Source organism: Streptomyces longisporoflavus, assembly GCF_014649775.1.
Classification (GTDB): Bacteria; Actinomycetota; Actinomycetes; order Streptomycetales; family Streptomycetaceae; genus Streptomyces; species Streptomyces longisporoflavus.
On sequence record NZ_BMTR01000018.1, the window covers coordinates 105,826 to 126,178 of the forward strand.

The 20,353-nt window shown below is 70.0% G+C and carries 21 protein-coding genes; 13 read left to right on the plus strand and 8 right to left on the minus strand.

Annotation, left to right across the window (positions count from 1 at the left end):
* Positions 1–58: 58 nt before the first annotated feature.
* Both IE226_RS31340 and IE226_RS31345 read left to right on the plus strand, forming a co-directional pair.
* Positions 59–1,498, plus strand: a complete 1,440-nt coding sequence (locus IE226_RS31340; protein ID WP_190084788.1) for a gamma-aminobutyraldehyde dehydrogenase — start codon at positions 59–61, stop codon at positions 1,496–1,498.
* 180 nt (positions 1,499–1,678) lie between these two features.
* Positions 1,679–2,902: a polyamine ABC transporter substrate-binding protein gene (locus tag IE226_RS31345; RefSeq protein WP_190084789.1), complete on the plus strand. Its 1,224-nt coding sequence runs from the start codon at positions 1,679–1,681 to the stop codon at positions 2,900–2,902.
* An 82-nt stretch (positions 2,903–2,984) separates the two neighbouring features.
* Here the strand turns inward: IE226_RS31345 and IE226_RS31350 are convergent, their stop codons facing one another.
* Positions 2,985–3,452 (minus strand): hypothetical protein, encoded by a 468-nt coding sequence (locus tag IE226_RS31350; protein ID WP_190084790.1) that lies wholly within the window; start codon positions 3,450–3,452, stop codon positions 2,985–2,987.
* A gap of 97 nt (positions 3,453–3,549) precedes the next feature.
* Between IE226_RS31350 and IE226_RS31355 the strand changes: the two genes are divergently transcribed.
* On the plus strand, positions 3,550–4,371 hold the full coding sequence (locus IE226_RS31355; RefSeq protein WP_190084791.1) for a GVDTG sorting domain-containing protein: 822 nt from the start codon (positions 3,550–3,552) through the stop codon (positions 4,369–4,371).
* A complete protein-coding gene (locus IE226_RS31360) occupies positions 4,368–5,057 on the plus strand; it encodes a class F sortase (RefSeq protein WP_190084792.1) in 690 nt (229 codons plus the stop codon). The genes IE226_RS31355 and IE226_RS31360 overlap by 4 nt, the downstream gene beginning before the upstream one ends.
* Positions 5,058–5,069: 12 nt before the next feature.
* On the opposite strand, the gene IE226_RS31365 is transcribed toward IE226_RS31360, so the two are convergent.
* Positions 5,070–5,450 carry a winged helix-turn-helix transcriptional regulator gene (locus IE226_RS31365; RefSeq protein WP_229871650.1) on the minus strand — a complete coding sequence of 127 codons (381 nt, stop codon included), beginning with the start codon at positions 5,448–5,450 and terminating at the stop codon, positions 5,070–5,072.
* A 117-nt stretch (positions 5,451–5,567) separates the two neighbouring features.
* Between IE226_RS31365 and IE226_RS31370 the strand changes: the two genes are divergently transcribed.
* Complete coding sequence (locus IE226_RS31370) at positions 5,568–6,236, plus strand: NADPH-dependent F420 reductase (protein ID WP_190084793.1); 669 nt, start codon at positions 5,568–5,570, stop codon at positions 6,234–6,236.
* On the opposite strand, the gene IE226_RS31375 is transcribed toward IE226_RS31370, so the two are convergent.
* The 3 genes from IE226_RS31375 to IE226_RS31385 all read right to left on the minus strand — a co-directional run bounded on the left by IE226_RS31375 (position 6,223) and on the right by IE226_RS31385 (position 8,230).
* The gene (locus tag IE226_RS31375; protein WP_190084794.1) at positions 6,223–6,390 is read right to left on the minus strand and encodes a hypothetical protein; all 168 of its coding nucleotides are present in this window, start codon (positions 6,388–6,390) and stop codon (positions 6,223–6,225) included. The two genes, IE226_RS31370 and IE226_RS31375, sit on opposite strands and share 14 nt — an antisense overlap.
* 79 nt (positions 6,391–6,469) lie before the next feature.
* Positions 6,470–7,150: a glycerophosphodiester phosphodiesterase gene (locus IE226_RS31380; protein ID WP_190084795.1), complete on the minus strand. Its 681-nt coding sequence runs from the start codon at positions 7,148–7,150 to the stop codon at positions 6,470–6,472.
* A gap of 21 nt (positions 7,151–7,171) precedes the next feature.
* Entirely contained in the window at positions 7,172–8,230 is a 1,059-nt protein-coding gene (locus IE226_RS31385) for an adenosine deaminase (protein WP_190084796.1), read from the minus strand.
* A 300-nt stretch (positions 8,231–8,530) separates the two neighbouring features.
* Between IE226_RS31385 and IE226_RS31390 the strand changes: the two genes are divergently transcribed.
* Positions 8,531–9,040: a DUF4190 domain-containing protein gene (locus IE226_RS31390; protein ID WP_308429570.1), complete on the plus strand. Its 510-nt coding sequence runs from the start codon at positions 8,531–8,533 to the stop codon at positions 9,038–9,040.
* A 51-nt stretch (positions 9,041–9,091) separates the two neighbouring features.
* On the opposite strand, the gene ybiA is transcribed toward IE226_RS31390, so the two are convergent.
* A complete protein-coding gene (gene ybiA, locus IE226_RS31395; RefSeq protein WP_190084798.1) occupies positions 9,092–9,679 on the minus strand; it encodes a riboflavin biosynthesis intermediates N-glycosidase in 588 nt (195 codons plus the stop codon).
* A 178-nt stretch (positions 9,680–9,857) separates the two neighbouring features.
* Here ybiA and IE226_RS31400 point away from each other — a divergent pair, with 178 nt between their 5' ends.
* The 7 genes from IE226_RS31400 to IE226_RS31430 all read left to right on the plus strand — a co-directional run bounded on the left by IE226_RS31400 (position 9,858) and on the right by IE226_RS31430 (position 17,781).
* Positions 9,858–11,360, plus strand: coding sequence for a gamma-aminobutyraldehyde dehydrogenase (locus tag IE226_RS31400; protein WP_190084799.1), 1,503 nt, complete (start codon positions 9,858–9,860; stop codon positions 11,358–11,360).
* 49 nt (positions 11,361–11,409) lie between these two features.
* Positions 11,410–12,693, plus strand: coding sequence for an ABC transporter substrate-binding protein (locus IE226_RS31405; protein ID WP_373307066.1), 1,284 nt, complete (start codon positions 11,410–11,412; stop codon positions 12,691–12,693).
* 140 nt (positions 12,694–12,833) lie between these two features.
* On the plus strand, positions 12,834–13,994 hold the full coding sequence (locus IE226_RS31410) for an ABC transporter ATP-binding protein (protein ID WP_190084800.1): 1,161 nt from the start codon (positions 12,834–12,836) through the stop codon (positions 13,992–13,994).
* Positions 13,991–14,920, plus strand: coding sequence for an ABC transporter permease (locus IE226_RS31415; protein WP_190084801.1), 930 nt, complete (start codon positions 13,991–13,993; stop codon positions 14,918–14,920). Before IE226_RS31410 ends, IE226_RS31415 begins: the two co-directional genes overlap by 4 nt.
* Positions 14,920–15,723, plus strand: coding sequence for an ABC transporter permease (locus IE226_RS31420; RefSeq protein WP_190084802.1), 804 nt, complete (start codon positions 14,920–14,922; stop codon positions 15,721–15,723). The genes IE226_RS31415 and IE226_RS31420 overlap by 1 nt, the downstream gene beginning before the upstream one ends.
* 41 nt (positions 15,724–15,764) lie before the next feature.
* Positions 15,765–17,183, plus strand: coding sequence for an NAD(P)/FAD-dependent oxidoreductase (locus IE226_RS31425; protein ID WP_190084803.1), 1,419 nt, complete (start codon positions 15,765–15,767; stop codon positions 17,181–17,183).
* Between the two features lie 139 nt (positions 17,184–17,322).
* The gene (locus IE226_RS31430; protein WP_190084804.1) at positions 17,323–17,781 is read left to right on the plus strand and encodes a hypothetical protein; all 459 of its coding nucleotides are present in this window, start codon (positions 17,323–17,325) and stop codon (positions 17,779–17,781) included.
* Between the two features lie 64 nt (positions 17,782–17,845).
* Here the strand turns inward: IE226_RS31430 and IE226_RS31435 are convergent, their stop codons facing one another.
* Both IE226_RS31435 and gabT read right to left on the minus strand, forming a co-directional pair.
* Positions 17,846–18,562: a phosphatase PAP2 family protein gene (locus IE226_RS31435; RefSeq protein ID WP_308429571.1), complete on the minus strand. Its 717-nt coding sequence runs from the start codon at positions 18,560–18,562 to the stop codon at positions 17,846–17,848.
* Between the two features lie 382 nt (positions 18,563–18,944).
* Positions 18,945–20,279 carry a 4-aminobutyrate--2-oxoglutarate transaminase gene (gene gabT / locus IE226_RS31440; RefSeq protein WP_190084806.1) on the minus strand — a complete coding sequence of 445 codons (1,335 nt, stop codon included), beginning with the start codon at positions 20,277–20,279 and terminating at the stop codon, positions 18,945–18,947.
* Between the last annotated feature and the right edge of the window lie 74 nt (positions 20,280–20,353).

The window sequence follows — 20,353 nt, forward strand, 5'->3', positions numbered from 1 at the left end:
CGGTACACCGACTAGGGTGGGTGTCTCATCCACTGGACATCTGACTGGAGGGCCGGAAGTGACCACCGAGCTGCGCCGCCTGCGTAACTACATCGACGGAGAATTCCGGGACGCCGCCGACGGCCGGACCACCGAAGTGGTCAACCCCGCCAACGGCGAGTCCTACGCAACCGCGCCCCTGTCCGGGCAGGCCGACGTCGACGCCGCCATGGAGGCGGCTGCCCGCGCGTTCCCCGCCTGGCGTGACCTGACGCCCGCCGAGCGCCAGAAGGCCCTGCTGAAGATCGCCGACGCGTTCGAGGAGCGGGCCGAGGAGCTCATCGCCGCCGAGGTCGAGAACACGGGCAAGCCGACCGGCCTCACGCGGTCCGAGGAAATCCCGCCCATGGTCGACCAGATCCGCTTCTTCGCGGGCGCGGCCCGGATGCTCGAAGGCCGCGCGGCCGGCGAGTACATGGAGGGTCTGACCTCCATCATCCGCCGCGAGCCGATCGGTGTCTGCGCGCAGGTCGCGCCGTGGAACTACCCGATGATGATGGGCGTATGGAAGTTCGCCCCGGCGCTCGCCGCGGGCAACACCGTCGTCCTCAAGCCCTCGGACACGACCCCCGCGTCGACCGTCCTGATGGCCGAGATCATCGGCTCGATCGTCCCCAAGGGCGTCTTCAACGTCGTCTGCGGCGACCGTGACACCGGCCGCGCGATGGTCGAGCACCACACCCCGGCGATGGCCTCCATCACCGGCTCCGTGCGCGCCGGCATGCAGGTCGCCGAGTCCGCCTCCAAGGACCTCAAGCGGGTCCACCTGGAGCTGGGCGGCAAGGCGCCGGTCGTCGTCTTCGAGGACGCCGACATCGCCAAGGCCGTCGAGGACATCTCGATGGCGGGCTTCTTCAACGCGGGCCAGGACTGTACGGCCGCCACGCGCGTGCTCGTCCACGAGTCCATCCACGACGAGTTCGTGACGGCGCTCGCCAAGGCCGCCGCCGACACGAAGACCGGTCAGCCGGACGACGAGGACGTGCTCTACGGCCCGCTCAACAACGCCAACCAGCTGAAGCAGGTCTCCGGCTTCATCGACCGCCTTCCGGCGCACGCCAAGGTCGAGGCGGGCGGTCAGCGCGTCGGCGAGAAGGGCTTCTTCTACGCCCCGACCGTCGTCTCCGGCCTCAAGCAGGACGACGAGATCATCCAGAACGAGGTCTTCGGCCCGGTCATCACCGTCCAGTCCTTCACGGACGAGGCGCAGGCCGTGTCGTACGCGAACGGCGTGGACTACGCCCTGGCCTCCTCGGTCTGGACGCAGAACCACGCGCGCGCCATGCGCATGTCCAAGGTCCTGGACTTCGGCTGCGTCTGGATCAACACGCACATCCCGCTGGTCGCGGAGATGCCGCACGGCGGCTTCAAGAAGTCCGGCTACGGCAAGGACCTCTCGGCGTACGGCTTCGACGACTACACGCGCATCAAGCACGTGATGACGTCGATCGAGGGCTGAGGTCCGCGGTTTCCGTTCCCGTTCCCGTTCCGCCCCCGCGTACCTCGTGTACGCGGGGGCGGTCGCGTCTCAACTCCCCGGTCCCGCCCGCCGGGTGATCGACAGGGTGTCGCTTCCCGTACGTTCGGCTCGACGCAGCGTCCATTGCCCGTACGTGACACGCGGGCGCATGCTGCCGGGGTGCGAGCGAACCCCAGAGCAGCCTCTTCAGTCTCCCGCCGGACGTTCTCCCGCCGGCCGGTCTCCCGACGGTCCCTGCTGCGAGCCGTCGGCGGCGGGGCGGCCGCCGGTGCGCTCACGGCGTGCGGGGTGCCCGCCGCTTACATCGGGCCCGGAGAGCGCGGAGCGAGGGACCGCTCGCGGCAGGACAGGACGCTGGCCTTCGCCAACTGGCCGCTCTACATCGACACCGACGACGATGACTCGACGAAGCGGCCCACGCTCGACGCCTTCGAGAAGCGGACCGGCATCGACGTCCGCTACACGGAGGAGATCAACGACAACGACGAGTTCTTCGGCAAGATCAGCCCGTCCCTGATGAACCACCAGGAGACCGGCCGCGACCTCATCGTCATCAGCGACTGGATGTGCGCGCGCTTCGTGCGGCTGGGCTGGGTGCAGGAGATGGACCGCGCCCGGCAGCCGAACGTCACCAAGTACCTCGATCCGCTGCTGCGTTCGCCCGGTTTCGACCCCGGCCGCAAGAACACGGTGCCCTGGCAGTCCGGCATCACCGGCATCGCGTACAACAAGCGCAGGCTGGGCCGGGAGATCAAGCACGTATCCGACCTGTGGGACGACGATCTCAAGGGCCGGGTCACGCTGCTCTCCGGGCTCGACGAGTCGTTCGCGCTGCTCATGCAGGGCGACGGCGTCGACATCACCAAGTGGAAGGCCGACGACTTCCACCGGATGTGCGACCGGGTGGAGAAGCTGGTCGCCGCCCAGCACATCCGCCGCTTCACCGGCAACGACTACATCAAGGACCTCTCCAGCGGCGACGTCCTTGCCTGCCAGGCCTACAGCGGTGACGTCATCCAGCTCCAGGCGGACGACCCGGACATCGAGTTCGTGGTGCCGCAGGAGGGGGCCGAGCTGTGGGCCGAGTCCCTGATGATCCCCAACCTGGCCCGGCACAAGCAGAGCGCGGAACGGCTCATCGACCACTACTACGACCCCGAGGTGGCCGCCGAGCTCGCGGCCTGGGTCAACTACGTCTGCCCCGTACCGGCCGCGCGCGACGTCCTCGCCTCGTCCGAGGACAAGGAGCTCGCCGCGCTCGCCGACGACCCGCTGATCTTCCCGGACGACGCGATGCGGAAGCGGCTGGCGATCGCGCGGGACATCACGTCGAAGGAGCGGACGGAGTTCGCGAAGCGGTGGAACGCGATCGCGGGCCTTTAGACGGGTCCGGGACCTTTGGACGGGTCCCGGGCCTTTGGACGGATCGCGGGGCTTTGGACAGGCTGTCGTCGGGCGCCGCCGTTCAGGAGCGGCGTCGGCGCAGGGCCTTGCGGGTGTCCTCGGCCGCGTACGTGACGTGCAGCCGCCATGTCTTCAGCTTGTCCTCCGCCTTTGACGCGAGCGCCCGCCATTTGAACCACAGGGGCAGCTTCCGGAACGGCACGTAGTCGAGGGTGTCGTCGACGGCCGACTGCGCGAAACCGCCGTGGCCTTCCGCGCGCAGCGCGGCGTACAGCTCCGGCGTCAGCTCGCCGTTGAGCCGCGCCGCCGTGCCCGCCGCGGTGTACGCGAACCCGCGCTGGCCGCGGTCCGCAAGGCGCATCGCCCTGAGGATGCGGGGCGATGCCTCCTCCAGCGAGCAGTGGAAGGCCAGCCCGATCGCGGCCGTGCCGAGCCCGCTCTCCCCGCGTTCGTACGCCGCGTCCCACTCGGCGGGGTCGTCCATGCCCAACAGGCCCTCGCCGCTCGTCCAGTCCCACTCGGCCGCCACGGCCAGGCCTCCTTGATCACCGGGCTTCATTTGAACACCCACGAGCCGCCTTGCGTTTCATGGGTAACTGCATGGCTCGCGATGAAAAGGAACGAACGTGATGCCCAAGCGAACCGGCCTGCTCGCGGCGCTCGCCGCTCTGCCCGCCGTCCTTCTCACCGTGGCCGTCTCGTCCCCGGTGTTCGCGGCGGACACCCCGGCCTACCAGATCGACCTCGCTCCGCTGAACGACTCCGGGGCCACGGGAACGGCCCTCCTCAGCCTGCGCGGCAACGCGCTGACCGTATGGATCAAGTCCGAGGGGATGGTGCCGGGACAGCCGTCGGCGCAGCACCTGCACGGTTCCACCGACGGGCACGACTTCCAGTGCCCCGACAATGGCGACGACACCAACAAAGACGGCATCCTCGACAACACCGAGGCCACCGTCCACTACGGGGACATCAACATCTCGCTGACCGAATCCGGGGGCACCGACGAGGGCAGCGGCCTCGCCGTCGACCGGATGCCCGTGGCCGACGCGCAGGGGAAGGTCTCGTACAAGCGGACCATCACCGTCGGGCAGGACGTGGTCGATCACATCAAGGACCTGCACATCGTGCAGCACGGCATCGACCCCAACGACAACGGCAAGTACGACTTCGAGGGCGCGGGCAAGAGCGAGCTCGACCCGAAGCTCCCCCAGGAGGCCACCGCTCCGACCAACTGCGGTGTGGTCAAGGGCGCGGCCGTCGGATCCGTGCCGGTCGGCGGGGTCGAGACAGGGGGCGGCGCAGCCCCGGACGGTCCGTCGTCCGGGGCCGTGATCGGTACCGCCGGGGCGGCGGCGCTGACGGCCGCCGGTGTGCTGGTCGTCGCGCGGCGGCGGATGCGGCCGACGCCCGTTCCCGCGGTCGTGAAGACCGGGGATGCCGCGTGAGCCGCCGCCCGGCCCTTCGGGCGGGGACGCGGCATGCCCCCGTGATCGCCGCCGTCGCGGCGGCTCTGCTGCTCACCGCGTGCGCGGGCGAGGACGGCGGCGGCACCGCAGCGTCGCAGGACCCGCCGCCGGCCCGGAGCGCCCCGAACGCCGAGCCGGAGGCGGATGCGGGGGCGGGTTCGGAGCCGGAGGCGGGATCGGGGGCGGGCCAGGACGCGAAAGCCATGGACCTGGCCCGGTCCGCGCCCCAGCGGGTCTCCATCCCCTCCCTGGGAGTGTCGAGCGAGCTGGAGACGCTGGGGCAGAACAAGGACGGGGCGATGACGACGCCGGAGAACCCCGACCTGGCGGGCTGGTACGAACCGGGCCCCGCCCCCGGCTCCCGCGGCCCGGCGGTGATTGCGGGGCACGTGACCTGGAACGGCGCGGACGCGGTCTTCAAGGGCCTGAAGACGATGAAGGCGGGGGACACCATCGAGGTTGCCCGCGAGGACGGGAAGACGGCCACCTTCACCGCGGACCGCGTCGAGGAGTACCCGAAGAAGAAGTTCCCCACCCTGGAGGTGTACAAGAACATCGACCACGCGGGACTGCGACTGATCACCTGCGGCGGCGAGTTCGACGCGGACCGGCACTACTACGCCAACAACGTCACGGTGTTCGCGAGCATGACGGGTGTCGCCTAGGCGCTCCCTGGTTCACTGGGTAGGGCGGGGGTCGTCGGGTGGGCCGTCCGCCTGCTCCCGGGCCGCCATCACCTCGTCGCCGTGGTCGAAGGCCCACGCGCCGAAGGCCTCGATCGGGTCGAGCAACGTACGCCCCAAGGCGGTGAGTTCGTACTCGACGCGGGGCGGTGACTCGGCGTACGGCTGCCGCGAGACGAGGCCGTTGTACTCCAGGCGGCGCAGCGTCTCGGTGAGGATCTTGGGGCTGATGCCGCCGATCCGGGCGCGCAGTTCACCGGGGCGGCACGGCCCGTGCCGCAGGGCCCAGAGCACCACGGCGTTCCAGGTGTTGGCCAGCAGGTCGAAGGCGAGTCGGGCGCGGCAGTCCGCGAGCAGATCGTCGTTCGTCGTCACGTACCGAATGGTGCCCGAGCGCTTTCCTACTGTCGTCCCTGTTCCCCGGTGACCGAGGTACCGGGCGAGCCGTACGAGTGGGACGAGCAGGACGAGTGGGACGTGAGGGAGACGCGCATGCGGATAGGCATCATCGGCACGGGCAGCATGGCGGACGCGCTCGGCACGCACTGGGTGCGCGCGGGGCACGAGGTGCTGATCGGCGGGCGGGACGAGGGGCGTGCGGCGGCGCTCGCCGCGCGGATGGGAGCGGCGGGGCACGGGACCGCACGTGCGGCGGCCGGGTTCGGGGACGCGGTGCTGCTCGCCGTGCCGTACGAGGCGGGGGCGGCCGTGGCCGGGCAACTCGGGGACGCCCTGCACGGACGGGTGCTGATCGACTGCTCCAACCCGGTGGGCCCCGGCTTCGTCCTGCTCACCGAGGGCGGTCCATCGGCAGCGCGGCGGCTCGCGGACGCGGCGCCCGCGGCCCGGGTCGTCAAGGCGTTCAACCTCTGCCACGAGGACGTATGGCGGATGGACCCGCCGGTCTTCGACGGCCGTCCGCTCGCGGTGCCGGTGTGCGGGGACGACGAGAGCGCGCTGGACGTCGTACGGGAGCTGGTGAAGGACGCCGGCTGCGAGCCGTTCGCCGCGGGCGGCCTGGAGCGTGCCGGTCTCGTCGAGGCGACGGCGGCGCTGCTCATCGGCCTCTGGGTGGGGGAGGGGGCGGACGCGCAGGCGATCGCGCCGCCGCTGGCGTATGCCGCCGGGATGCCGCGTGCAGAGGCGGTCACCTCGCCATGAGCAGGATGACGAGAACGATGCCGACCAAGAGGGCGATGGTCAGCATGAGGCCTACCGGATGGCGTGGATTCAGGCGGTGGCCGCGATAACCCCGCTCGTCGCGCTCGTACACGAAGAGCGGTTCCTCCCGCCTGTCGTCGTCGCTGTTCCCCATGCACCACAAGCTAGTTGAGGGGGGCGCCCGGCCACGAGAGGGCGCCCCGCCGTTACCGCGTGCGCGGGGCGTCCCGCCGTCACCGCGTGCGCAGGACGTGCAGCGTGTCGACGCGGTTGGTCGTGATCGAGTCGACGCCGATGTCGAGGAGACGGCGCATCGAGCGCGGCGTGTCCGGGGTCCAGGCCGAGACGAGCAGACCTTGGCGCCGTACCCGGTCCACCAGGGCGCGGTTCAGGAGCGAGAAGCGGTAGTTGAGCCAGCGGGGCTTGATCGCGTCGAGGACGGCGGGGCGCGGCGGGGCGAGCGTCGTCCAGGTCAGCGCGAGTTCGGCGGCGGGGTCGGCCGCGCGCACCGCGAGCAGCGTCCGGGCGCCCGCGCTGTAGTACGTCCGATCCGCCGCCCCGCAGTCGGCGACGGCACCGACGATCGCGCGTACGGACCGGGGAGTCGCACCGGGCAGGTCCAGCATCAGGCGTTGGCCCTCGGTCGCCGCGATGGCCTCTTCCAGAGTGGGTACGCCGCCTTCGGTGAGGCCGCGCACCTCGTCCGCGGAGAGCGTGTCGAGGGGGCGGTCGATCTCCCACAGGCGTTTGAGGGTCGCGTCGTGCAACAGGACGGGGACGCCGTCACGGCTGAGGCGGACGTCGATCTCCACCGCGTCCGCGCCCCTGCCGAACGCGGAGCGCAGGGACGGGAGGGTGTTCTCGCGGAAGCGGTAGGGATCGCCTCGGTGGGCCACGGCTGTCACGGTGCGCATGGCCCCATTGTGGTGCCGTCCTCAGGGAGCGAGCCAGGTCCGCGTGTACGTGTCGATCTCGGCGACGAGCCGCGACTTGCCCGCGGGGTCGAGGAACGAGGCCTCCACCGCGTTCTTCGCCAGGTCCGCGATGCCCCGCTCGTCGAGGTCGAGGAGGCGGGCGGCGACCGCGTACTCGTTGTTGAGGTCCGTGCCGAACATGGGCGGGTCGTCGGAGTTGACGGTGACCGGGATTCCGGCGGCGACGAACTGCTTGATGGGGTGCTCGTCGAGGTTCGCGACGGCGCGGGTCGCGATGTTCGACGTCGGGCAGACCTCCAGCGGGATGCGGTGCTCGGCGAGGTGGGCGAGCAGCTTCGGGTCCTGTGCGGCGCTTGTGCCGTGGCCGATGCGCTCGGCGCGCAGGTCGGTCAGGGCGTCCCAGATGGTGCCGGGCCCGGTGGTCTCGCCCGCGTGCGGTACGGAGTGCAGGCCCGCCGCGATCGCGCGGTCGAAGTACGGCTTGAACTGCGGGCGCGGCACGCCGATCTCGGGCCCGCCGAGCCCGAAGGAGACCAGGCCCTCGGGGCGCAGCTTGTCGGTGATCGCGAGCCGCAGCGTCTCCTCGGCGGATTCGAGGCCCGCCTCGCCGGGGATGTCGAAGCACCAGCGCAGGACGACACCGAGGTCCGCCTCGGCGGACTTGCGGGCGTCCTCGATGGCGTCCATGAAGGCGCGGTCGTCGATGCCGCGGCGCACGGAGCTGTACGGGGTGACGGTCAGCTCGGCATAACGGATGTTCTGCCGGGCCATGTCGCGGGCGATCTCGTACGTGAGCAGGCGTACGTCGTCCGGGGTGCGGATCAGCTCCACGACCGAGAGGTACACCTGGATGAAGTGGGCGAAGTCCGTGAACGTGAAGAAGTCGGCGAGGGCCTCCACGTCCGTGGGCACCGCGGAGTCGGGGTGCCGGGCGGAGAGGGCCGAGACGATGCGGGGAGATGCCGAACCGACGTGGTGCACATGCAGTTCCGCCTTGGGCAGTCCGGCGATGAAGGCATGCGGGTCGCGTGGCTCACGGGCGCTGTGCAGGTCGGTCACGGTTTCCTCCCCAGGAACGGAATTGATCGGCTGATCGGGTAACTCGGGATCATCCTAGGCCGCGGGCCTTCGGCGCGGGCGGTGGCCGTAGCATGACGGAACGTACGAAAGAGGTGACGCGGCATGTCCCAGGATTCGGGCGAACCGGGCACGTCCGAGGGGCGGGACCCGTGGGCTCCGCCGTCCGTGCATCAGCGGTCGACGCCGGCTTCGGGGGTGGGGCCGCAACCGGGGCCGGGACCGGGTCCGGGCCCGGGGCCGTTCGCGCCTCCGGCCGATGCCGGGGGACAGGGCGAGCCGGTGCCGCCGCCTCCGATCGGGCCCGAGGGGCCGGGGCAGGTGCCCTACGGCTATCCCGGTTACCCCGGCGGTTATCAGGGCGGTGCGGGCGCGCCGGGCCCGCAGGGCTATCCCGGTTATCCCGGATACCCCGGTAATCCGGGCTACCAGGGGCAGGGGCCGCCCGGTTACGGCTGGGCCGCGATGCCGATGGCGCCCGCCAACGGGATGGGCGTGACCGCGCTCGTACTCGGGATCATCGCGGCCGCCGGCTTCTGCCTGTGGCCCCTGGCGATCGTGCTGGGCATCCTCGCGATCATCTTCGGGGCGATCGGGCGCGGCAGGGCGAAGCGCGGCGAGGCGACGAACCCCGGCCAGGCGCTGGCCGGGATCATCTGCGGCGCAGCGGGCATCGTCCTGGGCGTGGCCCTGATGGTGGTGCTCGTCCTCGTGCCGGACGACGCGTTCGAGGAGGACGGGGCTTCGCGGGACGGCGGCAGCTACTCGGCGTCGTTCGTCGTCGAGCCCTGACCGGGCGGCGGGCGTGATAGCCCCGGGCCGGTCAAGAAAGGCCCCGGCCGCTCAGGCCTGACGCAACCGCTCCCGCGCCTCCATCAAAGCGAAGCCGAGAAGGTTCGGGCCCCGCCACTTCTCGGGCACCCCGGCGCGCTCGTCGTCGGCCGCCAGGCCTATCCCCCAGACGCGGTCCACCGGGCTCGCCTCCACCAGGACCCGCGACCCCGTGCCCGCCAGGAACGAGCGGAGGGCGTCACTCGACGCGAACTTGTGGACGCTGCCCTCGACCACGATGCCGAAGCGCTCCCGCTCCCACGTCGCCTCGTCGAAGCCCCGCACCAGACGTCCCGCCTTCTTCGCCTCGGCGGGTGTCCGTGCGGCGAGGACCGCCGCCTGCGCCTCCGCGTCCGAGAAAAGGCGGGCCTTGGCGGCCATCATCCAGTGCTCGGCCGTCCCGTACTCCACTCCGTCCACGGTGAACGGCGACGGCCACCACTGGCTCAGGCAGCTCGAACCCAGCGTCCCGTCCTGCCGCGGCCGGTGGCCCCAGAAGTGCAGATACTTCACCCGCTCGCCCGACTGCACCGCCGCGACCAGCGTGTTCACCGAGTCGATCTTCGTCATGCACGCGAGTCTGGCACGCACCACTGACATTCCGTCCTGGGTTTTCCAGGACAACTCGACACCTGGTCGACAGATTCCGTCGCGTAACCAAAAGGCAACAACGGAATCACTTGTTGGAGCCCCACTGCTCTGTCAGGATCGGCACTCAAATCGATCTGGAGCTACGCCGACCTCCCGGGACGGAGGGGCGACGGCGGAGGAGAGCGTCATGCACAACTTCCAGGCGCAGGACCATTTCGCGGACGGCGCGCAGTACATCGCCGGACGGCTGACCGAGGGCACATCGGGCCGCACCCACGCCGTCGTCGACCCGGCCACCGGCAACGAGATCCACCGATACGAACTCGCGGGCGAGAAGGACGTCGACGCCGCTGTCGCCGCCGCCGCGCGCGCCTTCCCCGCATGGGCGGGCGCGACCCCCGGCGAGCGCTCCGACGCCATGCACCGATTCGCCGCCGTACTGGCGGCACGCGCGGAGGAGTTCGCGCAGGCCGAGTCGCTCCAGTGCGGCAAGCCCATCAAGCTCAGCCGGGAGTTCGACGTCCCCGGCACCGTCGACAACGCCGCCTTCTTCGCGGGCGCCGCCCGGCACCTCCAAGGCCAGTCGGCCGGTGAGTACTCCGGCGACCACACCTCGTACGTACGGCGAGAGCCCATCGGTGTCGTCGGCTCCATCGCGCCCTGGAACTACCCCCTCCAGATGGCCGCCTGGAAGGTGCTTCCCGCCATCGCCGCGGGCAACACGATCGTCCTCAAGCCCGCCGAACTCACCCCCTTCACCTCGCTGCTCTTCGCGCGGGCCGCGACCGAGGCAGGCATCCCGGACGGTGTCGTCAACATCGTCAGCGGGGCGGGGCGGGACGCCGGAGAGCGGCTCGTCGGGCACCCCGACGTCGCCATGACCTCCTTCACCGGGTCCACCGGCGTCGGCAAGCGCGTCGCCGAGATCGCCACCTCCACCGTCAAGCGGCTGCACCTGGAGCTCGGCGGCAAGGCGCCCTTCGTCGTCTTCGACGACGCCGACCTGGAGGCCGCCGTGCACGGCGCGGTCGCCGGAGCGCTCATCAACACCGGGCAGGACTGCACGGCCGCCACGCGCGCGTACGTGCAACGTCCCCTGTACGACGCCTTCGTGGACGGCGTCGCCGCGCTCATGGAGAGCGTGCGGCTCGGTGACCCCTTCGCCGATGACACCGACCTCGGCCCGCTCATCTCGCACGTCCACCGCGACCGCGTCGCCGGTTTCGTCGACCGGGCACGCTCCTACGCGCGCGTGGTCACCGGCGGCGAGGCGCTCGACCACCCCGGCGCCTTCTACAAGCCCACCCTCATCGCGGACGCCGCGCAGGACAGCGAGATCGTGCAGTCCGAGGTCTTCGGGCCCGTGCTCGTGGTGCTGCCGTTCGACTCCGACGACGAAGGCATCCGGCTCGCGAACGACACTCCGTACGGTCTCGCCGCCTCGGCCTGGAGCCGCGACGTGTTCCGTGCCAACCGGGCGACCCGAGAGATCAAGGCGGGCTGCGTGTGGGTCAACGACCACATCCCCATCCTCAGCGAGATGCCGCACGGCGGATACAAGGCGTCGGGCTACGGAAAGGACATGTCCGCCTACTCCTTCGAGGAGTACACGCAGGTCAAGCACGTCATGTTCGACAACACCGCGGTGGTCCGCAAGGACTGGCACCGCACTGTCTTCGGGGACCGATAGCCAGCAGCCGCCCGACCAGCGGCCTCCTCCCGAAAGGGCGATCAAGCGTATGGAGCAGTACGAGCCCGACCTCCCTCAAGCTCTCGACTCCGTTCGGGCGGCGGGGGATCCCCTCTCCCCGGCCCGACTGGCCGCCATGCGCCGCAGCTTCAGGAACGGCAGGGCCTCCCTCACCCGCCGCTCCCTGCTGCGCGCCTCCGCCGGCGGCGCGTTCGCGGTCGGCGGCCTCGGCACTCTCGGTGCCTGCGGCATCCCGGCGGCGAGCAAGAGCCAGGGAGAGGTCTCGTCCGACGACCACTCGGCCGACGAGAAGCAGATCAACTTCTCCAACTGGACCGAGTACATGGACGTCGACGACGACCAGCGCCGCCCCACCCTGGACGCGTTCACCAAGCGCACCGGGATCAAGGTCAAGTACACCGAGGACATCAACGACAACGTCGAGTTCTTCGGGAAGATCAAGCCGCAGCTCGCGGCGGGCCAGGAAACCGGGCGCGACCTCATCTGCGTCACGGACTGGCTCGCGGCCCGGCTCATCCGCTTCGGCTGGGTCCAGAAGCTCGACCCGGCCAACCTGCCGCACGCGTACACCAACCTGGCCGCCCAGTTCCGCAACCCGGACTGGGACCCCGGGCGGGCCTACTCGTACCCCTGGACCGGCATCTCCACGGTCATCGCGTACAACAAGAAGGCGACCGACGGCGAGGACATCACCTCGGTGTCGCAGCTCCTGGACAACCCCAAGCTAAAGGGGCGCGTCGGATTCCTCTCCGAGATGCGCGACACCGTCGGCATGACGCTGATCGACATGGACAAGGACCCGGCGAAGTTCACCGACAACGACTTCGACGCGGCCATCGCCCGGCTCCAGAAGGCCGTCGACAAGAAGCAGATCCGCCGCTTCACGGGCAACGACTACACCTCTGACCTCGACAAGGGCGACATCGCCGCGTGCCTCGGCTGGGCGGGCGACATCGTGCAGCTCCAGGCCGACAACCCCGACATCGCCTTCCACATCCCCGACCAGGGCTACATCACGTCCACGGACAACCTGCTCGTCCCGAACAAGGCGCGCCACAAGCGCAACGCCGAACGGCTCATCGACTACTACTACGAGCCCGAGCCCGCCGCGCGCCTCGCCGCGTACATCAACTACGTCTGTCCCGTGGACGGTGTGCGCCCCGAGCTGGCGAAGCTCGACAAGGAAGCCGCCGCGAACTCGCTGATCCTGCCGGACAAGGAGATGGCCGCGAAGTCCCACGGGTTCCGCTCGCTGACGCCGAAGGAAGAGACGGCGTACGAGGAGAAGTTCGCCAAGCTGACCGGTGCGTAGGGCTGCGCTGGACCGCGGCCGTTTGAATCTGCGGGCCCTGCGTGGCTGATCGCGCCCACGCGGCGGAGCCGCATATGTCACCGCCCCGCGCCCCTGAAGGGGCGCCTCCGTTCCTCCCCTCGACTTCCCTGGACCCCACCATGACCTCTGCTCAAGAACACGGCGGCGACGTCCGCCTCACCGGGATCAGCAAGACGTACGGCTCCTTCACCGCCGTCCGCCCCCTCGACCTCACCGTGCCGCAGGGCTCCTTCTTCGCGCTGCTCGGCGCGTCCGGCTGTGGCAAGACCACCACGCTCCGCATGATCGCGGGCCTGGAGGAGCCCAGCTCGGGCACCGTGCACTTGGGCGAGCAGGACGTCACGGCACTGCCGCCGTACAAGCGGCCGGTCAACACGGTTTTCCAGTCGTACGCGCTCTTCCCGCACCTCGACATCTTCGAGAACGTCGCCTTCGGCCTGCGCAGGCGCGGCATCAAGTCGGTGAAGGGCCAGGTCGGCGAGATGCTCGACCTCGTCCAGCTCGGCGAGCAGGCCCGCAAGAAGCCGCACCAGCTCTCCGGCGGCCAGCAGCAGCGCGTCGCCGTGGCCCGCGCCCTGATCAACCACCCCAAGGTGCTGCTCCTGGACGAGCCGCTCGGCGCCCTCGACCTCAAGCTGCGCCGCCAGATGCAGCTCGAACTCAAGCGCATCCAGACCGAGGTGGGCATCACCTTCATCCACGTCACGCACGACCAGGAAGAGGCCATGACGATGGCCGACCAGGTCGCGGTGATGAACGCGGGCCGGGTCGAACAGCTCGGCGCCCCCGCCGACCTCTACGAGAACCCCCGCACCACCTTCGTCGCCAACTTCCTCGGCACGTCGAACTTCATAGCGGCGGAGATCGCGGGCCGCAGCGGCGACGACCTCACCCTCAAGGCGGGCGACGGCAAGCTCACGCTGCCCGCCGAGCGATGTACGGCGCCCACCACCACGGGCGGCAAGGTCATCCTCGGCGTGCGCCCCGAGAAGATCTCCCTCACGCACGCCGACGACGCCGGGCAGATCCCCGAGGGGCGCAACCGGATCACGGGCCGCATCGCCGACAGCAGCTTCATCGGCGTATCGACGCAGTACGTCGTCCACAGCCCGGTCTGCGACGCGTTCGAGGTCTACGCCCAGAACATCGAGCGCGACACCCGCCTGGTCCCCGGCGTCGACGTCGTCCTGCACTGGAACCCGGCGCACACCTTCGGCCTGGACGCCGCCCAGGACATCGAAGCGGGCGTCGAGAAGGTCGAGGAGGACGCCTCCGCATGACGACCACCCTCACCGACGCGCCGCCGACGAAAGAGCCGGACGCGCCGCCCCGCAAGGCCCGCAGGCGAGGCCGCCTCGTCCCCTACTGGCTGCTGCTGCCCGGCATCCTCTGGCTGGTCGTCTTCTTCGCGCTGCCGCTGGTCTACCAGGCGTCGACGTCCGTCCAGACCGGCTCCCTGGAAGACGGCTTCAAGGTCACCTGGCACTTCGCGACCTACTGGGACGCGCTGAGCGACTACTGGCCGCAGTTCCTGCGCTCGGTGATGTACGCGGGCTCCGCCACGATCCTGTGTCTGCTGCTCGGCTATCCGCTCGCGTATCTCATCGCGTTCCGCGCGGGCCGCTGGCGCAACCTCATCCTGGTCCTGGTCATCGCGCCGTTCTTCACCAGCTTCCTCATCCGTACGCTGGCGTGGAAGACGATCCTCGCGGACGGTGGCCCCGTCGTGGGCGCCCTGAACTCGCTGCACGTCCTGGACGTCACCAGCTGGCTGGGGGTCACGGAAGGCGACCGGGTCCTCGCCACACCGCTCGCGGTGATCTGCGGACTCACGTACAACTTCCTGCCGTTCATGATCCTGCCGCTCTACACCTCCCTGGAGCGCATCGACGGCCGGCTGCACGAAGCGGCGGGCGACCTCTACGCGAGGCCGTCCACGACCTTCCGCAAGGTGACCTTCCCGCTGTCCATGCCGGGCGTCGTCTCCGGAACGCTGCTCACCTTCATTCCGGCGGCGGGCGATTACGTCAACGCGGATCTGCTCGGCTCCACCGACACCCGCATGGTCGGAAACGTCATCCAGACGCAGTTCCTGCGCATTCTGGATTACCCGACGGCCGCGGCGCTCTCCTTCATCCTGATGGCGGCGATCCTCGTGATGGTCACTTTCTACATCCGTAAGTCCGGGACGGAGGATCTCGTCTGATGGCTGCCTTCTTCCGCTGGCTGAGCGGCAAATTCGTCGTCATCGCGGGTCTGCTGACGCTCGCGTATCTGCTGCTGCCGAACGTCGTCGTGACGGTGTTCTCCTTCAACAAACCGAAGGGGCGCTTCAATTACGCCTGGCAGGACTTCTCGCTCGACGCCTGGAAGGACCCGTGCGGCGTCGCCGACATGTGCGGCTCGCTCAGCCTGAGCCTGCAGATCGCCGCCTGGGCGACGATCGGCGCGACCGTGCTCGGCACGATGATCGCCTTCGCGCTCGTGCGCTACCGCTTCCGGGCGCGCGGCGCGGTCAGCTCGCTGATCTTCCTGCCGATGGCGATGCCCGAGGTCGTGATGGCCGCCTCGCTGCTCACGCTCTTCCTCAACATGGGCGCGCAGCTCGGCTTCTGGACGATTCTCATCGCCCACATCATGTTCTGCCTCAGCTTCGTGGTGACCGCCGTCAAGGCGCGCGTGATGTCCATGGACCCGCGCCTCGAACAGGCCGCACAGGACCTTTACGCGGGGCCCGTGCAGACCTTCGTCCGGGTCACGCTGCCGATCGCCGCACCCGGTATCGCGGCGGGCGCGCTGCTCGCCTTCGCGCTCTCCTTCGACGATTTCATCATCACGAATTTCAACGCGGGCTCGACCGTGACGTTCCCCATGTTCGTCTGGGGATCGGCACAGCGCGGTACTCCCGTTCAGATCAATGTGATCGGCACGGCGATGTTCCTCGTCGCCGTCGTCCTGGTGCTCGGCGGAATGATCGTCTCCAAGCGCCGCAACAAGCAGTCGGCATAAAGCCACGCACGCTTTTCTGATCTCTGAAGGAGTTGGAAATCATGGCCCCAAGCGCCATGACCCGTTGGACCAAGTCGCTCTCGGACGCCCAGCCGGTCTCGTACTGGCTCGACGACCCCGGCAGGCCCCGCGCCGAGCCCGCCCTCACCGCCGACGAGCAGTGCGACCTCCTTGTCGTCGGGGGCGGCTACAGCGGACTGTGGACCGCACTGATCGCCAAGGAACGCGACCCGGACCGCGATGTGGTCCTTGTCGAGGGCCGGGAGGCGGGCTGGGCCGCCTCCGGCCGCAACGGCGGCTTCTGCGCCGCGTCCCTCACGCACGGCCTCGCGAACGGCCTCTCCCGCTGGCCCGGCGAGATCGCGAAGCTGGAGGAACTCGGCGCCCGCAACCTCGACGAGATCGAGGCGGCCGTCAAGCGCTACTCCATCGACTGCGACTTCGAGCGCACCGGCGAGATCGACGTGGCCACCCAGCCGCACCAGCTCACCGAACTGCGCGAGATGTACGAGGAGACGGCGCGGCACGGCCTCGCGGGCGGCTCCGAACTGCTCGACGCGGACGCCGTGCGCGCCCACGTCGACTCGCCGACCTTCCTCGGCGGCCTCTGGGACCGCGAGGGCGTCGCCCTGCTCAACCCGGCGAAGCTCGCCTGGGGCCTCAAGCGCGCCTGCCTGGAGAAGGGCGTGCGCGTCTACGAGCACACGCCGGCGCTCCGACTCGTCTCGTCCGGCGCGGGGATGGCCGTGCGCACCCCGTACGGCCGGATCCGCGCACGCCAGGTCGCGCTCGCCACGAACATCTTCCCTTCGCTGGTCAAGCGCGTGCGCGCGTACACCGTCCCGGTCTACGACTACGCGCTGATGACGGAGCCGCTGACCGAGGAGCAGCTGGCCGCGATCGGCTGGAAGAACCGCCAGGGACTCGGGGACAGCGCCAACCAGTTCCACTACTTCCGGCTCTCCGCCGACAACCGCATCCTGTGGGGCGGTTACGACGCGATCTATCCGTTCGGCGGCAAGCTGCGTGCCGAGCACGACGACCGCCCCGAGACGTACGCGAAGCTGGCGGGCCACTTCTTCACCTGCTTCCCGCAGTTGGAGGGGGTCCGGTTCACGCACGCGTGGGGCGGCGCGATCGACACGTGCTCGCGCTTCTCGGCGTTCTTCGGCACGGCGCACGGGGGGCGCGTCGCGTACGCGGCGGGCTACACCGGGCTCGGTGTCGGGGCCACCCGGTTCGGCGCCGACGTCATGCTGGACCTGCTCTCCGGCGAGCGCACGGAACGTACGTCCCTGGAGATGGTGCGCACGAAACCGCTGCCGTTCCCGCCCGAGCCGTTCGCCTGGACGGGCGTCGCCCTGACGAAGTGGTCCCTGGCCCGTGCGGACGAGAACGGCGGCAGGCGCAACCTGTGGCTGAAGACGATGGACAAGCTTGGCCTGGGTTTCGACAGCTGACGGACGTGCCGCGGGGCCCGGACGGCTGCCTCTGTCGACTCTTCGTCAACAAGTTCTCCGAACCCGCGTAACGCTTCCGACCGAACCCCCTCTCTCCCGTGTCAGGCACAGCTGTTGCACAAGAGAGGGAGGTTCCCCCATGACTGACCCCGGGGCGAAGTCGGCCGTCGAGTGGCTCGTGTCGGTGGCGCCGGATCCGGATGCCTGCCGCTGGGAGTGGGAGCGAAATCCCCTCGGCGTGGCACTCCTTCCCGCCGGCAGGCTCTGGGACGTACTGATCCTGCCGGGCGAACTCGGCTATCCGACGCTCGACGTGCTGACCCGCTGCATCGACCGCCCCGGCCCGGTGCTCGCGGACTTCGGCGACTCCCGCATGGGCTTCTTCGTCCCGGCGGGCACCGTCGCCCGCTGGGTCGGCACGGGCGTGCGCGGCGCGGGCCGCGGCACCTGGATCGTGGTCCCTTACCCGGGGCGCTCCACGGGCGGCGTCCGCTGGCTCGTGCCGCCCGACGGGTCGGGCACGCTGACGGATCCGGCGCTGCTCGAACTCGCGATGCACGAGGCGGCGGCGCAGCTGGCGCCGCGGGACGAGGAGTAATTGTTGATGAGACCCTGACAACCTGACAACCTGCCGACCCGTTCGGTCTGGATCAGCTGTTCGCTTAGGTGGCGCGGTGTCCGTACCGCGTGTCCTCTTCGGTGGCGCGGTGCCCGTACCGCGCCACCACCAGCACCATCACCTGGAGCACGATCCCGAACAGACACCAGCTGGCCACGACGTCCAGCGGCCAGTGGTACCCGCGGCGCACCAGGCCGAGCCCGACCCCGAAGTTCAACAGCGCGCACGCGATGACCAGTTCACGCCGGGCGTACGTGCCGCGCAGGTACGGCAGCAGGAGCAGCGCTGCCCCGCCGTAGGCGACCATGGCGGTGGCGGTGTGGCCCGAGGGGTAGTAGCCGCTGCCGTCCATGCCGGGCGGGCCGGTGCGGTCGAAGAGCTCCTTCAGCGGGATCACGAGCGCCGGGACGGCCGCCATGGCCACGGCGGCGACCAGCGGGGCGAGCCACCAGCGGTACGTGCCCGCTCGGTGGCCGCGCCAAGCCGCGTAGGCGATGGCCACGGCGAGGACCGGCACCGCCAGGGAGACGCCGCCCAGATCGGCGAGGAATTCGGCCGCGCCGTCCGGGAGGCGGCTGCCGGTGATCCAGGGGCCGAGTCGCTCGTCCGCGTCGCGCAGGGGACCGTCGGCGGCGACCTGCCAGGTGACGAGCGCGAAGAGAAGCGCGCAGAGGCCGAGAAGGCCGAGGAAGAAAGTGGTCGGCCGCCCCGGAACAGGGGGGGTAGTTCCGAGGCGGCCGTCCTGACCGGTGTTCCGCACGCCCCGGGGGGTATGGGGCGGGCGGGCATCCGATCGGTGAGGAGTTCCGGAGCCAGAAGCTCCGGGTGTGTGCGCGAGGGCACGACCAAGACGGGGCTGGGGAGGCTCCGTCCCGGTGTCGCCCACAGTCCCCTGTGGGCGGGGTGTTTCTCTCATCTGCAGAAACCGTACGTCAGGTGGCGACCCGTCCGACAGGCGGAACGGCAACCCGTCATGGGGCCCGCACACGTTCTTCACACGCCCTGACGGTAACCCCAGGTCACCGGTCCTGCACCAGCTGCGGTACGCACGCGTCAGGGGCATGTGCCGACACATGCGGAGCCGGGATCATCCCGATTTTTCGGGGCGATCCCGGCTCCGGCAGGCGGCACCGAAAGTGCGGTCAGATGCGCGCGAACGCGGCCTCGATGATGTCGAGACCCTCGGTCAGGAGGTCCTCGCCGATGACGAGCGGCGGCAGGAAGCGCAGGACGTTGCCGTACGTGCCGCAGGTCAGGACGAGCAGGCCCTCGGCGTGGCAGGCCTTGGCGAGCGCGGCCGTCGCCTCGGGGTTGGGCTCCTTGGTGGCGCGGTCCTTGACCAGCTCGATGGCGATCATCGCGCCACGGCCGCGGACGTCGCCGACGATCTCGTACTTCTCCGCGATGGCGTTCAGGCGGGCCTTCATCGTCGCCTCGATGGCCTTCGCCTTGCCGTTGAGGTCGAGCTCCTTCATCGTCTCGATGGCCCCGAGCGCACCGGCGCAGGCCACCGGGTTGCCGCCGTAGGTGCCGCCGAGGCCGCCGGAGTGCGCGGCGTCCATGATCTCGGCGCGGCCCGTGACGGCGGCGAGCGGCAGACCGCCCGCGATGCCCTTGGCGGTCGTGATGAGGTCCGGGACGATGCCCTCGTCCTCGCACGCGAACCACTGGCCCGTACGGCAGAAGCCGGACTGGATCTCGTCCGCGACGAAGACGATGCCGTTGTCGTTGGCGAACTTCACGATCTCGGGCAGGAAGCCCTTCGCGGGCTCGATGAAGCCGCCCTCGCCGAGCACCGGCTCGATGATGATCGCGGCGACGTTCTCCGCGCCGACCTGCTTGCTGATCATGTCGATGGCCTGCTTGGCGGCCTCGGGCCCGGCGTTCTCCTCGCCCGTGGGCCAGCGGTAGCCGTACGCCACCGGGACGCGATAGACCTCGGGCGCGAACGGACCGAAGCCGTTCTTGTACGGCATGTTCTTGGCGGTCAGCGCCATCGTGAGGTTCGTACGGCCGTGGTAGCCGTGGTCGAAGACGACGACGGCCTGGCGCTTGGTGTGCGCGCGGGCGATCTTGACGGCGTTCTCGACGGCCTCGGCGCCGGAGTTGAAGAGCGCGGACTTCTTCTCGTGGTCACCCGGCGTCAGCTCGGCGAGCTGCTCGGCGACGGCGACGTACCCCTCGTAGGGCGTGACCATGAAACAGGTGTGCGTGAAGTCGGCGAGCTGCGCGGTCGCACGGCGTACGACGGCCTCGGCGCTGGCACCGACGGACGTCACGGCGATGCCGGAACCGAAGTCGATGAAGCGGTTGCCGTCGACGTCCTCGATGATGCCGCCCCCCGCGCGCGCAGCGAAGACGGGCAGCACGGAACCCACACCACCGGCGACCGTGGCGGTACGGCGGGCCTGAAGCTCCCGGGACTTCGGCCCGGGGATGGCGGTGACGACGCGGCGCTCCTGCGGAAGTGCGGTCATGGGGTGCTCCTGGGGGTGGGGCGAGGCGGACGCTCGAATGCTTGCTTTCTTCGCAGGTTAGGGGCGGAGCAAGG